This window comes from Variovorax sp. PAMC28562 (assembly GCF_014303735.1).
In the GTDB taxonomy this organism is placed as follows: Bacteria; Pseudomonadota; Gammaproteobacteria; order Burkholderiales; family Burkholderiaceae_C; genus Variovorax.
In genome coordinates this window covers 1,841,224-1,854,010 of sequence record NZ_CP060296.1, presented here as the reverse complement: position 1 = coordinate 1,854,010, position 12,787 = coordinate 1,841,224, and the positions used below count along the sequence as shown (strand labels likewise).

14 protein-coding genes are annotated in these 12,787 nt (G+C 63.4%); 6 read left to right on the top strand and 8 right to left on the bottom strand.

Annotation, left to right across the window (positions count from 1 at the left end):
* The first annotated feature begins 28 nt into the window (after positions 1–28).
* The 3 genes from H7F36_RS08835 to H7F36_RS08825 are packed head-to-tail and all read left to right on the top strand — an operon-like array spanning position 29 to position 3,316.
* Positions 29–1,096 (top strand): ABC transporter ATP-binding protein, encoded by a 1,068-nt coding sequence (locus H7F36_RS08835; protein ID WP_187054873.1) that lies wholly within the window; start codon positions 29–31, stop codon positions 1,094–1,096.
* Entirely contained in the window at positions 1,089–2,117 is a 1,029-nt protein-coding gene (locus tag H7F36_RS08830) for an ABC transporter ATP-binding protein (RefSeq protein WP_187054316.1), read from the top strand. The genes H7F36_RS08835 and H7F36_RS08830 overlap by 8 nt, the downstream gene beginning before the upstream one ends.
* A gap of 20 nt (positions 2,118–2,137) precedes the next feature.
* Entirely contained in the window at positions 2,138–3,316 is a 1,179-nt protein-coding gene (locus tag H7F36_RS08825; RefSeq protein WP_187054315.1) for an amidase, read from the top strand.
* A 46-nt stretch (positions 3,317–3,362) separates the two neighbouring features.
* On the opposite strand, the gene H7F36_RS08820 is transcribed toward H7F36_RS08825, so the two are convergent.
* The 8 genes from H7F36_RS08820 to H7F36_RS08785 all read right to left on the bottom strand — a co-directional run bounded on the left by H7F36_RS08820 (position 3,363) and on the right by H7F36_RS08785 (position 10,974).
* The gene (locus H7F36_RS08820) at positions 3,363–3,503 is read right to left on the bottom strand and encodes an ureidoglycolate lyase (protein ID WP_315971457.1); all 141 of its coding nucleotides are present in this window, start codon (positions 3,501–3,503) and stop codon (positions 3,363–3,365) included.
* 129 nt (positions 3,504–3,632) lie between these two features.
* Complete coding sequence (locus tag H7F36_RS08815; RefSeq protein WP_187054872.1) at positions 3,633–4,370, bottom strand: amino acid ABC transporter ATP-binding protein; 738 nt, start codon at positions 4,368–4,370, stop codon at positions 3,633–3,635.
* A 26-nt stretch (positions 4,371–4,396) separates the two neighbouring features.
* On the bottom strand, positions 4,397–5,086 hold the full coding sequence (locus tag H7F36_RS08810) for an amino acid ABC transporter permease (RefSeq protein ID WP_187054314.1): 690 nt from the start codon (positions 5,084–5,086) through the stop codon (positions 4,397–4,399).
* Position 5,087: 1 nt separating this feature from the next.
* Complete coding sequence (locus H7F36_RS08805) at positions 5,088–5,819, bottom strand: amino acid ABC transporter permease (protein ID WP_187054313.1); 732 nt, start codon at positions 5,817–5,819, stop codon at positions 5,088–5,090.
* A gap of 98 nt (positions 5,820–5,917) precedes the next feature.
* Positions 5,918–6,814: an amino acid ABC transporter substrate-binding protein gene (locus tag H7F36_RS08800; RefSeq protein WP_187054312.1), complete on the bottom strand. Its 897-nt coding sequence runs from the start codon at positions 6,812–6,814 to the stop codon at positions 5,918–5,920.
* 301 nt (positions 6,815–7,115) lie between these two features.
* A complete protein-coding gene (locus H7F36_RS08795; protein WP_187054311.1) occupies positions 7,116–8,093 on the bottom strand; it encodes a LysR substrate-binding domain-containing protein in 978 nt (325 codons plus the stop codon).
* A gap of 49 nt (positions 8,094–8,142) precedes the next feature.
* Complete coding sequence (locus H7F36_RS08790) at positions 8,143–9,081, bottom strand: 2-hydroxyacid dehydrogenase (RefSeq protein WP_187054310.1); 939 nt, start codon at positions 9,079–9,081, stop codon at positions 8,143–8,145.
* Positions 9,082–9,117: 36 nt separating this feature from the next.
* Positions 9,118–10,974: an ABCB family ABC transporter ATP-binding protein/permease gene (locus H7F36_RS08785; protein ID WP_187054309.1), complete on the bottom strand. Its 1,857-nt coding sequence runs from the start codon at positions 10,972–10,974 to the stop codon at positions 9,118–9,120.
* Positions 10,975–11,017: 43 nt separating this feature from the next.
* On the opposite strand from H7F36_RS08785, the gene H7F36_RS08780 reads away from it, so the two are divergent.
* From H7F36_RS08780 to H7F36_RS22370, 3 genes are all read left to right on the top strand, one after another.
* A complete protein-coding gene (locus H7F36_RS08780) occupies positions 11,018–11,458 on the top strand; it encodes an acyl-CoA thioesterase (RefSeq protein ID WP_187054308.1) in 441 nt (146 codons plus the stop codon).
* A gap of 169 nt (positions 11,459–11,627) precedes the next feature.
* The gene (locus H7F36_RS08775; protein ID WP_187054307.1) at positions 11,628–12,443 is read left to right on the top strand and encodes a type VI secretion system Vgr family protein; all 816 of its coding nucleotides are present in this window, start codon (positions 11,628–11,630) and stop codon (positions 12,441–12,443) included.
* Positions 12,401–12,766, top strand: a complete 366-nt coding sequence (locus tag H7F36_RS22370) for a phospholipase D-like domain-containing protein (RefSeq protein WP_187054871.1) — start codon at positions 12,401–12,403, stop codon at positions 12,764–12,766. Before H7F36_RS08775 ends, H7F36_RS22370 begins: the two co-directional genes overlap by 43 nt.
* Positions 12,767–12,787: the final 21 nt, after the last annotated feature.

The following is a 12,787-nucleotide window of genomic DNA, read 5'->3' as shown; positions in this document are numbered from 1 at the left end:
CGACATCGGCGGGCCGCGCCAGCCGCTCATGCGCGTGCAGGACCTGAAAAAGCACTTTCCACTGAAGCGCGGCGGCTTCGGATTCGCACGCGGACCCCACCCCGCGGTGCGCGCAGTCGATGGCGTGAGCTTCGAAATTCTCAAGGGCGAAACGCTGGGCGTGGTCGGCGAATCCGGCTGCGGCAAGTCGACCACCGCACGCATCCTGATGCAGCTCATCGCGCAGGACAGCGGCGAGCTGGTCTTCGATGGCGCGACGGTCGGCGCACGCGACCTGCCGTTGCGCGACTTCCGCCGCCAGACGCAGATGGTGTTCCAGGACAGCTACTCGTCGCTGAACCCGCGCATGACGATCGAGGACTCGGTCGCCTTCGGGCCGACGGTGCACGGCGTGTCGGGCCGCGATGCGCTCAACCGCGCGCACGACCTGCTGGCGCGCGTCGGGCTCGACCCGGCGCGTTTCGCGGGGCGCTATCCGCACGAGCTGTCGGGCGGCCAGCGACAGCGAGTGAACATCGCGCGTGCGCTGGCGCTGGAGCCGCGGCTGGTGATCCTCGACGAGGCGGTGTCCGCCCTCGACAAGTCGGTCGAGGCGCAGGTGCTCAACCTGCTCGAAGACCTGAAGCGCGACTTCGGCCTGACCTATCTCTTCATCAGCCACGACCTGCACGTGGTGCGCTACATGTCGGACCGCGTGCTGGTGATGTACCTCGGCCAGGTGGTCGAGATCGGCACATCGGCGCAGGTGTTCGATGCGCCGCGCCATCCGTACACGCGCGCGCTGCTGCGCTCGATGCCGAGCGGCGATCCGATGCAGCGCACGACGGAGGCGCCTTTGTCGGGCGATCCGCCGAACCCGATCGATCCACCATCGGGTTGCCGCTTTCACACGCGATGCGCGTTTGCGCAGGCGGTGTGCAGCCAGAAGATGCCGGCCTTTGCAGAGACGGCGCCGGGCCACGGCGTGGCATGTTTGCGCTGGCAGCCGGGCTCTGGCTATGTGCCGACGGCGGACTTTCCGGACATGCCGGAACCCGCGGCGCTGCATGCTGCGACAGCCGCGACAGCCGCAACAGCGGAGCCGGCGCATGTCTGACGCATCGACCAAGGTCGCCGGCCTCGCCGTCGAGCTCAAAGACCTGCGCGTCAATTTCGTCGCACCCGGAAGAAAGATCGAGGCCGTCAACGGCGTCGACCTGCAACTGCAGCAAGGCGAAGTCGTCGCGCTCATCGGCGAGTCGGGCTCCGGCAAAAGCGTCACGCTGCGCACCGTGATGCGGCTGCACAACGAGCGCAGCACACGCATCACCGGCAAGCTCGAAGTCAACGGGCAAGACGTGCTCGGCATGAGCCCACGCGCGCTGTCGGACATGCGCGGCAAAGAAGTCGCGATGATCTTCCAGGAGCCGTTGCTCGCGCTCGACCCGGTCTACACGGTCGGTGCGCAGATCATCGAAACGATTCGCCGACACGCCGGTGCGAGCCGGTCCGAAGCGGCGGCACGTGCGCTGGCGCTGTTCGAGAAGGTGCGCATCCCGAGTCCGCAACGGCGCCTCTCGGCCTACCCGCACGAGATGTCCGGCGGTATGCGCCAGCGCGCGATGATCGCGCTGGCGCTCGCCTGCAACCCGAAGGTGCTGCTGGCCGACGAGCCCACCACCGCACTCGATGCCACGGTGCAAATCCAGATTCTTTTGCTGTTGCGCGACCTGCAGCGCGACCTGGGCCTGTCGGTCATCTTCGTCACGCACGACATCGGCGCGGCGGTCGAAGTGGCCGACCGCATCGCGGTGATGTATGCCGGCCGCATCGTCGAAGAAGGCACTGCACGCGACCTCATCCTGACGCCCCGGCATCCGTACACGATCGCGTTGCTGAAGAGCCGCGCCGAAGGTGCGATGGCGCGGGGCGTGAGGCTGGAGACGATCGGCGGTGCGCCGCCCGACCTGTCCGATTTGCCACCCGGCTGCGCGTTCGCCGCGCGCTGTGCGCTGGCGACCGATGCCTGCCGCACCGCGCAGCCGCCGTCGATCGAAGTCGCACCGGGGCATCATGCGCGGTGCATCCACACGGATCGGGCGGCGGCGATTGCGCCTGTTGCGCCTGTTGCCGTGTGATTTCCAAAGGAGACTAGACCATGCCACTGCACGACCCTGCCCACGCCTTCGTTCCCTATCCCGATGTCGCCGTACCGCGCGCAGCCACCGGCCCGCTCGCCGATCTCAGCTTCGCGGTCAAAGACCTGTACGACGTGGCCGGCTATCCGACCGGCGGCGGCAGTCCGATCGTGCTGGCGATGTCCGGCATCAAGACGCGCACTGCGCCGTCGGTGCAGAAACTGCTCGATGCCGGTGCACGCTTCGTCGGCAAGACCGTGACAGATGAACTCGCGTTTTCGATGAACGGCAACAACGCGCACTTCGGTGCACCGATCAACGGTGCCGCGAAGGACCGCATCACCGGCGGCTCGTCGTCCGGCTCGGCCTCGGCGGTGTCGTCGAGTCTGTGCGACTTCGCCCTCGGCAGCGACACCGGCGGCTCGGTGCGCGCGCCGGCGAATCATTGCAACCTGTACGGCATCCGACCGACGCACGGCCGCATCAGCCTCGAAGCGGTGCTCGATCTTTCGCCGAGCCTCGACACGGTGGGCTGGTTCGCGCGCGACGTCGGCACCTTTGCGCGAGTAGGTGAGGTGCTGTTGGGTGACGATGCACACCCGCTGCCCGACACCGTTCGCATGCTGTGGCCGGAAGACATCTGGGCAATGCTCGACGCGCCGGTGGTCGAGGCGCTCGACGAGGTAACGAAGCAGGTTCAGTCGGTGCTCGGGCAAGCCGAGCCCGTGGAGATCGCGCTCGAGTCATGGGACGCGATGTACTGGAACTTTCGGTACGTGCAAGCGCGCGAAGCATGGCTCACCGATGGCCCGTTGATCGAGCGCTACGCGCCGCCACTCGGTCCCGGCGTCGCCGAGCGCTTCGCCTGGTCACGCGATGTGACCGACGACCAAGTGAACATCGCGCGCGAATTTCGGACCCGCTTCAAGGCGCAGCTCGCCGCGCTGCTGGGCAACGACGGCGTGTTGCTGATGCCGACGATGCCCGACATCGCTCCGCTGCGCGCGGCCACTGACGCCAGCCTGGAGGACTACCGCAACAAGGCCATCCGCATGCTGTGCGTTGCAGGGCTCAGCGGCTTTCCTCAGTTGTCTATGCCATTGGCGAAACGCGATGGCGCGCCGCTGGGTATCTCGCTGCTGGGGCCGGCGGGCTCGGACCGGTCGTTGATTGCGCTGGCTGAGCGCATCGCGACATAGCGAGCACTCGACGGGAAAGTCGTCAGCGCCAGGACGCCTTACGCACTTAACCAGCCCACGTCACGCTAACGGTCGGGTTCACCTCGGATACATCGCAATCGACCGTGGCAGCGACGCGTTCCACCACGACGAAATCCCTCGCGTCTACAGCCAACAGCGCGTGATGCCATGTGCCCGGCGCGAGCATGACGCCTTGACGACCATCGGTGACGAAGGCGGTCAACGCATCGGCACGCGGCGCCGCACCCGCCGCTGGTGTCGCCCCCGGCAGGGGGTGGGAGCAGCGACACGAAGTGCGCAGCGACCTGGGGGCGAGCTAGTGCTGCAGGATCTTGTTCAGGAAATCCTTCGTCCGCGGCTGACGGTTCTCAGGGTGGCTGAAGAACTCGTCCTTGGCGCAGTCTTCCAGGATGCGGCCGCCCACGTCGATGAAGATCACGCGGCTCGCAACCTTGCGGGCGAACGCCATTTCATGCGTCACGACCATCATGGTCATGCCTTCCTTGGCGAGCGTCACCATCACGTCGAGCACCTCACCGACCATCTCGGGGTCGAGGGCGGACGTCGGCTCGTCGAACAGCATCACGATGGGGTCCATGCTCAGCGCGCGGGCGATCGCCACGCGTTGCTGCTGTCCACCGGAGAGCTGGCCCGGGAACTTGTCCTTGTGGACCATCAAACCCACGCGGTCCAGCATCTTCATGCCGCGCGTCTTGGCTTCAGCGGGGCTGCGGCCCAGCACCTTGATTTGCGCGATCGTCAGGTTCTCGGTCACCGACAGATGGGGGAACAGTTCGAAGTGCTGGAACACCATGCCGACCTTGGAGCGAAGCTTGGGCAGGTTTGTCTTGGGGTCGTGAAGGGCAATACCGTTGACGGTGATCTCGCCCTTCTGAAAAGGCTCGAGTGCGTTCACCGTCTTGATGAGCGTCGACTTGCCGGAACCCGAGGGGCCGCACACCACCACCACGTCGCCCTTGGCGATGTTGACGGAGCATTCGTTCAGCACCTGAACCGGGCCGTACCACTTGGATACGTTCTTGATTTCGATCATGTTTTCAGACATCTTTTATCTCCAGGTCAGCGAATGATGGCGATCTTCTTGTGCAGCTGCTTGACGCAGAACGAGAGCGCGTAGCACATGGCAAAGTACACGACGGCGGCGAGGAGGTAAGCCTCGATAGGCCGGCCAAAATTCTTGCCTGCCGTCTCGAAGCCCTTGAGCATGTCGTAGGCGCCGATGGCATACACCAGCGAGGTGTCCTGGAACAGGATGATGGTCTGCGTGAGCAGCACCGGCAGCATGTTGCGGAACGCCTGCGGCAGCACGACCAGCTTCATGTTCTGGCCGTAGGTCATGCCGACCGCCTGGCCCGCATGCACCTGGCCGCGCGGAATCGACTGGATGCCTGCCCGCATGATTTCGCTGAAGTACGCCGCCTCGAAAGCGATGAAGGTAATGACCGCCGAGATTTCCGAGCGGTAGTTGGCGCCCCAGCCACCGAAGGTGGAATAGAACGCGGCCGGTACCAGAAGGAAGAACCAGAGGATCACCATGACCAGCGGAATGCTGCGCATGCCGTTGACGTAGAGCGTGGCGGGTACGTCGAGAAATTTCTTTCCCGAGAGCCGCATCAGCGCCAGCACGGTGCCGAGCAGCACGCCGCCGATGGTGGCGACGATCGTCAGCATGATGCTGAAGTAGAAGCCCTTCAGGACGAACTTGCTGATGATGTCCCAGTTGTAGAAGGACAGGTCGAGATTCATCATGCTAGTGACCTCCGCCAGCGCTGGCCGAGACGATGAAGCCGGGCACGCGCGTCTTCTTTTCGATGAACGCCATGATGCGGTTGATTGCAAAAGCCGAGATCACATAGAGCACCGTCACGGCGAGATAGACCTCGATGCCGCGCGAGGTTTCTTCCTGCGCCTGCATCGCGAACATGGTGAGTTCGGTCACCGACACCGCGAACGCCACCGATGAATTCTTGAAGATGTTCATCGTCTCGCTGGTGAGCGGCGGCAGGATGATCCGGTAGGCCATCGGCAGCAGAACGTAGCGGTAGTACTGCGGCGTTGTGAAGCCGACCGCCATGCCCGCGTAACGCTGTCCCTTGGGCAACGCCTGAACACCGGAGCGAACCTGCTCGGCGATACGGGCCGAGGTGAAGAAGCCCAGTGCCAGCACCACCAGCACGAAGGGTGGCACGCCCTTCATCACGGGAATCAAAGCCGGGATGACGTGATACCAGAGAAAGATCTGCACCAGCAGCGGAATGTTGCGAAAGAGCTCGACCCACGCGTTGCCCAGTCGAACCAGCCAGGGGCTGTCGGGCAAGGTGCGGATGATGCCGATCAGCGAGCCCATGACGAGCGCGACGATCAACGCCAGTATGGAGACGGACACGGTCCAACCCCAGGCCGACAACATCCATTGCAAGTAAGTAGGGTGCTTGCCACCCGGGTCCGTCAAGAAGACCTGCCAATCCCAGTTCGATCCCATCGAAGCGCTCCTGTTCCTCGTTCATTGTTCTGATGCGCCGTATTGAAAAACGCCCACCGAAAGGGTGGGCGAGGCGCAATGCTTGTTTGGGAGGCGAATTACTTCTTCGCGTAGTCTTCCATCGGCTTGTCGTTCGGGTTGGCCCAGGCTGCCTTGGTCGCATCGGAGAGCGGCAGGCCGATCTTCACGTTGGCAGGTGGAATGGCCTGGATGAACCACTTGTCCCACAGCTTGGCGAGGTCGCCGTTCTTGATCTGGCCCTTGATGCTGTCGTCCACTGCCTTCTTGAATGCAGGGTCGTCCTTGCGGATCATGATCGCGATGGGTTCGACGCTCAGCACTTCGCCGACGATCTTGTAATCGGCAGGCGTCTTGGCCTTGGCGATGTTCGACGCGAGGATGGACCCGTCCATCACGAAAGCATCTGCGCGGCCCGATTCGAGCAGCAGGAAGCTGTCGGAATGGTCCTTGCCGTAGAGCTCCTTGAAGTCGATGCCGCCAGCGCGTTCGTTCTTGCGCAGCGTCTGAACCGAGGTCGTGCCCGTGGTCGTCGCGACGGTCTTGCCGTTCAGGTCCTTGATGGACGTGATGCCCGAATTTGCCTTGACCGCGATGCGCACTTCTTCGACGTACGTGGTGACGGCAAATGACACATCCTTGGCGCGCGTGGCGTTGTTGGTGGTCGAGCCGCACTCGATGTCGACGGTGCCGTTCTGCACCAGCGGCACCCGGTTTTGCGAGGTGACGGGCTGGTACTTGGTTTCGAGCTTCTTGCCAGTCGTCTTTTCGAGGTCTTTGATGATGTTGGCGCAGACGTCGTAATGGAAGCCCGTGTACTGCCCGTTGCCCAGCGTGTACGAGAGGCCCGACGATTCGCGAACACCTTCCGTGATGCTGCCTGCTGCCTTGATCTTGGCCAGCGTGTCGTTGGCCTGTGCAAATGCCCCACCTGCGAGCAGCATCGAGATTGCCGTCACCACTATTTGCTTTTTCATTTAATCCACTCCTGAAAGAAAACCGAAAGAAAACCAACTAAATTTTAGGCATTCACGTTTTCGGGAACACCCGGGCCAACCCGGTGCACAGTGCACCACCGCCAGCCTTGCCCATCGCCGTTCGCATCGCCTTGGTGCGGTCAGGCGGTACTCAGTTGATCACAAATAACTAAGCAGTCTTTGTGCCTGCACACACGCTGAAGGAAATTGGCACCACTGTAGGACGAGACGCCACCAGGAGCCAATGCCATTTGCGGGCCTCGTTATGCGCATCCCTCATGATTTCTGCGCGCCCTGAACATCACGGCGCCGGCTGCCGCGACACCAGATACGCCCAGAGCGCGTCGGCCGCCGTCTTGGGTTGCACGCTCGCCTCGGCAGCGGCTTTGCCCCGGCCGGTCTTCGTCGCTGCCGGTGCGGTCGGCGTTTCGCGGTAGGCCCGGATTTCCATCGTGACTTCGAGCGTGTCGATCTCGGGCGGCAAGGCGCTGACCAGCTTGCGCGCGCGCACTTCTTTTCTTACAGCGCTGTAAGGCAAGAAGGCGATGCCGTGACCTTCGAGCGCCATCGCCTTCAAACCTTCGGCCATGTCGGTCTCGTAGACGCGGTCGAGGTGAATTGGCGTGGGCGAGCTCTTCAAAAGCTGGTCCACCATGCTGCCCAGGTAGGCGCCTGGCGCGTAACCCAAGTAGGGCAACGGCTGGCCCGGACGGCCCGGCAATCGCCAGCGCGGCGCGCCCTCGGCATCGGGCTTGACCCACGGCGCCATGACCTCTTCGCCCAGGCTCACCTGCTCATACCGATTGGCATCGAGTTGCAGCGGCAGCGACGGATGTTGATAGGCGATGAGCAAGTCGCAACTGCCTTCGACCAGCCGCAGCACCGCGTCGTGCACGTTGAGCGCGATCAGCCGGCTCTTGAGCGGCCCGAACTCCGAGCGCAGGCTGGTCACCCAGGCCGGAAAAAACGTGAAGGCCAACGTGTGCGGCACGGCGAATTCGATCACGTCGTGCGCCGCCGCCGAATGACCGCGCAGCATGGCGCGGGTGCTCTGCAGGCCCTGCAGCATTTCGATGGCCTGGCCATACAAAGTCTGCCCCGCAGGTGTCAGCCGCGTGGGGTACGAGGTGCGGTCGACGAGATCGGTACCGGCCCATCCCTCCAGCGCCTGGATCCGGCGGGAGAACGCCGGTTGCGTCACGTGCCGCAGTTGGGCGGAGCGGCTGAAGCTGCGGGTTTCAGCCAGGCTGACGAAGTCTTCGAGCCACTTGGTTTCCATGGAAGCGGATTATGTTCTTTGGGCATGAGCGCCCAAAGAGGCGCGCTCCTCAAATGGGCGTGACCACGCCGCGTCCGGCGAAATGCCCTTCGACGTTTTCCAGGAAGCGCTTGAACGAGGCCTCGGTGGCCTCCGGCGACCAGCCCGCCAGATGCGGCGTCAGGATCAGGTTGTCGAGCCCGATCAATGCTTCAGGACGCTTCGGTTCGCTTTCGTACACATCGATGCCGGCGCCTCCGAGGCGGCCATCGCGCAGCGCCGTCGCCAGCGCCTCGGTGTCGACGATGCTGCCGCGGCCGATGTTGACCAGAAAGCCTTTGGGGCCCAGTGCGTCGAGCACTTCGGCATCGACGATGTGCTTCGTCGCCGCGCCGCCCGGTGCCGCGCAGACCAACATGTCGGACCATTCGGCCATTGCTTGCAGGTTGTCGAAGTAGCGGTGCGGCGAGCCCTCTTTCGGCTTGCGGTTGTGATAACCGATGGTCATGTCGAAGCCGGCGGCGCGTTTGGCGATCTTCTCGCCGATGGTGCCCATGCCGAGGATGCCGAGCCGCTTGCCCGACACGTTGGGCGGCTGCGGAATAGCCAGCCGCCAGACGCCTTCGCGGCACAACCGGTCGAGCATGTGAAAGCCGCGCACCGCGCCGATCAAAAGCCCGAAGGCGTGGTCGGCGACGCAGTCGTCGTTGGTGCCCTGCCCATTGGCCAGCGCGATGCCCCGCGCACGCGCCGCGTCGACGTCGACCAGCTCGTAGCCCGCGCCCATGCAGCACACCACTTCGAGCGCCGGCATGGCGTTCATCTCGGCGGCCGTCAGCCCGAGCACGCCGATGGTGAGCACGGCGCGAAACTTCGGCCCGTGTGCCGCGATGGCGGCTGCGCGCTCTTCGTTCGTCGGCGCATAGGTCAAGTCGTACAGCTCGGCAATGCGACCCTGGTGCTCGCTCGACAGCGTATTGAGCGAAAGCACGGAAATCTTCTCGGACATTGTTGATTCAGCTCCTGGAAGGATGGCGAAAAATACTCAAAGCACCACCGGTGCCGCTTCGATCTTTTGCAAGGTCCACATCTGGGCGTACTTGCCTTTGCGCTCCAGCAGGTCGGCGTGCGTGCCGCGTTCGACGATGACACCGCTTTCGAGCACGAGGATCTCGTGCGCATCGACCACCGTCGACAAGCGATGCGCGATGACCAGCGTGGTCTTGTTCTGCGCAGCGCTCTTCAATTCGCTCTGGATCGCGCGCTCGTTGGCCGAATCGAGCGCCGAGGTGGCCTCGTCGAAGATCACGATCGGCGGGTTCTTGAGCAGCGTGCGCGCGATGGCCACGCGCTGCTTTTCACCGCCCGACAACTTGAGCCCGCGCTCGCCCACCGGCGTGTCGTAGCCCTTCGGCGTGGCCGCGATGAAGTCGTGAATGCGCGCGGCCTTGGCTGCGGCCTCGACCTCCTCGCGCGTCGAGCCCGGTCGACCGTAGGCAATGTTGTATTCGACGCTGTCATTGAAGAGCACCGTGTCTTGCGGCACGATACCGATGGCCTGCCGCACGCTCGATTGCGTGACCTCGCGAATGTCTTCGCCGCCGATGCTGATGCGCCCTTGCTGCACGTCATAGAAGCGATAGAGCAGCCGCGCCAAGGTCGACTTGCCCGAGCCCGAAGGGCCGACGACGGCGACCGTCTTGCCGGCAGGGATCTCGAAGGTGACGTGCTTCAAGATGGGCCGCTCCGGCTCGTAGGCAAAGCTGACGTCTTCGAAACGGACGGTCGCGTCGCGCCCTGCCAACGGGTGCGAACCCGGAGAGTCCTGGATCTCGCGGTCTTTCTCCATCAGCACGAACATCTTGTCGAGGTCGGTCAGGCTCTGCTTGATCTCGCGGTAGATCACGCCCAGAAAGTTGAGCGGAATGTAGAGCTGGATCATGAAGGCGTTGACCATCACCAGGTCGCCCAGCGTCATGCGCCCTTCGACCACGCCCGACGTCGCACGCCACAGCATCAGCACCAGGCTCACCGCGATCAGCAGTTGCTGGCCGGTGTTGAGCATCGACAGCGTGCGCTGGCTCTTGATCGCGGCCTTGCGGTAGCGGTCGAGACTGGCGTCGTAACGCCTGGCCTCGAACTCCTCGTTGTTGAAGTATTTGACCGTCTCGTAGTTGAGCAACGAATCGACCGCACGGCTTTGCGCGACCGAATCCAGCTCGTTCATCTGCTTGCGAAACTGCGTGCGCCACTCGGTCACCGTCACGGTGAAGCTGATGTAGATGAGAAGCGCGACGCCGGTGATCCAGACGAAGAGCGAATCGAACTTGACGCCCAGGATGCTCAGCACCAGCACCAATTCGATGATGGTCGGCACGATGCTGTAGAGCGACATCGAGATCAACGAGTGCACGCCACGTGTGCCGCGCTCGATGTCGCGCGTCATGCCGCCGGTCTGACGCTCGAGGTGAAAGCGCAGGCTCAGCGCATGCAGATGCCGAAAGACCTCCAGCGAGATGCGACGCGCTGCACCTTCCGTCGCCTTGGCGAACACCAACTCGCGCAACTCACCGAACAACGATGTCGAAAAGCGCAGCAGTCCGTACGCCAGCAAAAGAGAAATCGGCACGATCAGCAGCGCCTGCGCCATGTCGGGCTTGGGCGTCATGGTGTCGACCAAATTCTTCAGCAGCACCGGTACGCCGACGTTGGCGACCTTGGCACCGATCATGAATGTCAGCGCGGCAATCACCCGCCATTTGTATTCCCACAGGTACGGGAAGAGACGGCGCAGCGTCGCCCAGTCGGATCGGTCGCTGCGGGCGGGCGGGTGCCCGACCACGCCGGAGGCATCGGTAACCGGCATGGAAGGGGGGGGCATGGTTTCGCCGCTTCGACGCATGGGTGGACAATCGTGTTTGTAGTTATTGCCTCAGATTGTGCCCATGTCCGAATCTCCAAGTGCCAACGCGGTCGCCACCCTGAAGAGCCTGCCGCTCGACCAGGAACTGGTGCTCAAGGTCATCCCGATGCCAGCCGACGTCAACGCCAACGGCGACATCTTCGGCGGCTGGGTCATGGCCCAGTGCGACCTGGCCGGATCGGTGATTCCCGCGCGCTATTCCAAGGGGCGCATGGCCACCGTGGCGGTCAACGAATTCGTCTTCAAGCAGCCCGTGCGGCTCGGCGACATCCTGTCGTTCTATTCGAAGCTGGTGAAGATCGGCCGCACCTCGATCACGGTCACTGTCGAGGTGTTCGCCGAGCGGTTCACCGCGCAGGGCGACTATCTCAAGGTGACGCAGGCCACGTTCACTTATGTGGCAATCGACGACAACGGACGGCCCCGGGTGATCGAGCGGGACTCATCGACCAGCCAGCAATAGCAACGGCCAACAGCGGTTGCTGGAGGCGGACTCGCTCGGGCAGATTGCGCCTCGATGCCTTGCGTTTTTTCCTTCATCGTGCCGTGCAATCCATCACATGCGTGATGGCACACACCTCCCATAATCCTCCCCAACGCACCCGGCAACCGGGGCATCAGGGAGAAGTTTCATGTCCGCATACAGCGGTGCGCCGTCACGCACGCTCCAAGTCAGCAGCCCCGCCATCCCGGTCGTGCTCGGCCGACCCGCCCTGGAGCCGGTCCGCCTCTCAGGCCACGAAGGCCTCGACAGCCTCTTCGCCTACGAGCTCCTCCTCAAGACCCCCGACGGCCTGAACATAGAAGCCACCGGCGCGGCCGACTTCGACCTCGACAGCTTCATCGGGCGAGAGCTCACCTGCACCCTCCAGCTCGACGGCGCCGGCCAGTTCATCCCCGGCGCCACCGGCGCCAGCAGCGACCACCTGGGTGCCGGGGTGCGCGAGGTCAGCGCCCTCATCACCGACGCCTGCCTTTGGGGCGAAGAAGGCCGCCACCTCCAGTACAAGCTGACATTGCGCCCCTGGCTGCACCTGGCAACGCTGTCCACCGACTGCAAGATCTTCCAGAACCAGAGCGTCGTGCAGATCCTGGACGCACTTCTGGCCGACTACGCCTTCCCCGTCGACAAGCGCCTGATCGAGACCTATCCCCCCAGGGACTTCGGCACCCAATTCAACGAGAGCGACTTCGACTTCTTCAGCCGCCTGTGCCAGGAATGGGGCATCAGCTACTTCTTCGAGCACTCCGAAGGCAAGCACCGCCTGGTGCTCGTCGACAACCTGGGGGCCTATAAAAAGAACGACAGTGCCGCCTACCAGCAAGTCGACTACCACCCGCCCCACTGGCCAAAGACAGCAAGCTTGGACGGGCCAGCGACGTGGACGACTATGGCGTGGACATCATGCCCAAGCGGTACCGCGAGATCTACATCCACAGCAAGCTGATGTTCGTGGACGACGTGTACACGACGCTCGGCAGCGCCAACCTCAACGCCAGAAGCATGGTGAGTGACAGCGAGTTCAATATCTGCACCGACGACTACGACTTCAGTCGGGCTGCACGATTAAGGGTGTGGGGAAATATCGCTGGAGACGATCTTGATGGGGGAAATGGGAGTCCGCAAGTAACGGCAATGACGCATCAGGATTGGCTTCGTCGAATGAAAGCCAACGAGGATCACAGAACCAAACGGAGGGCGCCAGAGAGCAACAGTTTCATTCATCCCTTCGAAGACCCACGCGGAGAGCCCCTCGTGAGGCTCGCTTAGCGATGGCTGCCCAGACTGGCT

Coding starts and splice junctions, on each gene's coding strand:
- H7F36_RS08800 (WP_187054312.1), bottom strand. CDS start 6,814: ATGAAAAAGCAAATAGTGGTGACGGCAATCTCGATGCTGCTCGCAGGT.
- H7F36_RS08805 (WP_187054313.1), bottom strand. CDS start 5,819: ATGGGATCGAACTGGGATTGGCAGGTCTTCTTGACGGACCCGGGTGGC.
- H7F36_RS08790 (WP_187054310.1), bottom strand. CDS start 9,081: ATGTCCGAGAAGATTTCCGTGCTTTCGCTCAATACGCTGTCGAGCGAG.
- H7F36_RS08825 (WP_187054315.1), top strand. CDS start 2,138: ATGCCACTGCACGACCCTGCCCACGCCTTCGTTCCCTATCCCGATGTC.
- H7F36_RS22370 (WP_187054871.1), top strand. CDS start 12,401: ATGCCCAAGCGGTACCGCGAGATCTACATCCACAGCAAGCTGATGTTC.
- H7F36_RS08780 (WP_187054308.1), top strand. CDS start 11,018: ATGTCCGAATCTCCAAGTGCCAACGCGGTCGCCACCCTGAAGAGCCTG.
- H7F36_RS08820 (WP_315971457.1), bottom strand. CDS start 3,503: ATGCTCGCGCCGGGCACATGGCATCACGCGCTGTTGGCTGTAGACGCG.
- H7F36_RS08810 (WP_187054314.1), bottom strand. CDS start 5,086: ATGATGAATCTCGACCTGTCCTTCTACAACTGGGACATCATCAGCAAG.
- H7F36_RS08835 (WP_187054873.1), top strand. CDS start 29: ATGCGCGTGCAGGACCTGAAAAAGCACTTTCCACTGAAGCGCGGCGGC.
- H7F36_RS08815 (WP_187054872.1), bottom strand. CDS start 4,370: ATGATCGAAATCAAGAACGTATCCAAGTGGTACGGCCCGGTTCAGGTG.
- H7F36_RS08830 (WP_187054316.1), top strand. CDS start 1,089: ATGTCTGACGCATCGACCAAGGTCGCCGGCCTCGCCGTCGAGCTCAAA.
- H7F36_RS08775 (WP_187054307.1), top strand. CDS start 11,628: ATGTCCGCATACAGCGGTGCGCCGTCACGCACGCTCCAAGTCAGCAGC.
- H7F36_RS08795 (WP_187054311.1), bottom strand. CDS start 8,093: ATGGAAACCAAGTGGCTCGAAGACTTCGTCAGCCTGGCTGAAACCCGC.
- H7F36_RS08785 (WP_187054309.1), bottom strand. CDS start 10,974: ATGCGTCGAAGCGGCGAAACCATGCCCCCCCCTTCCATGCCGGTTACC.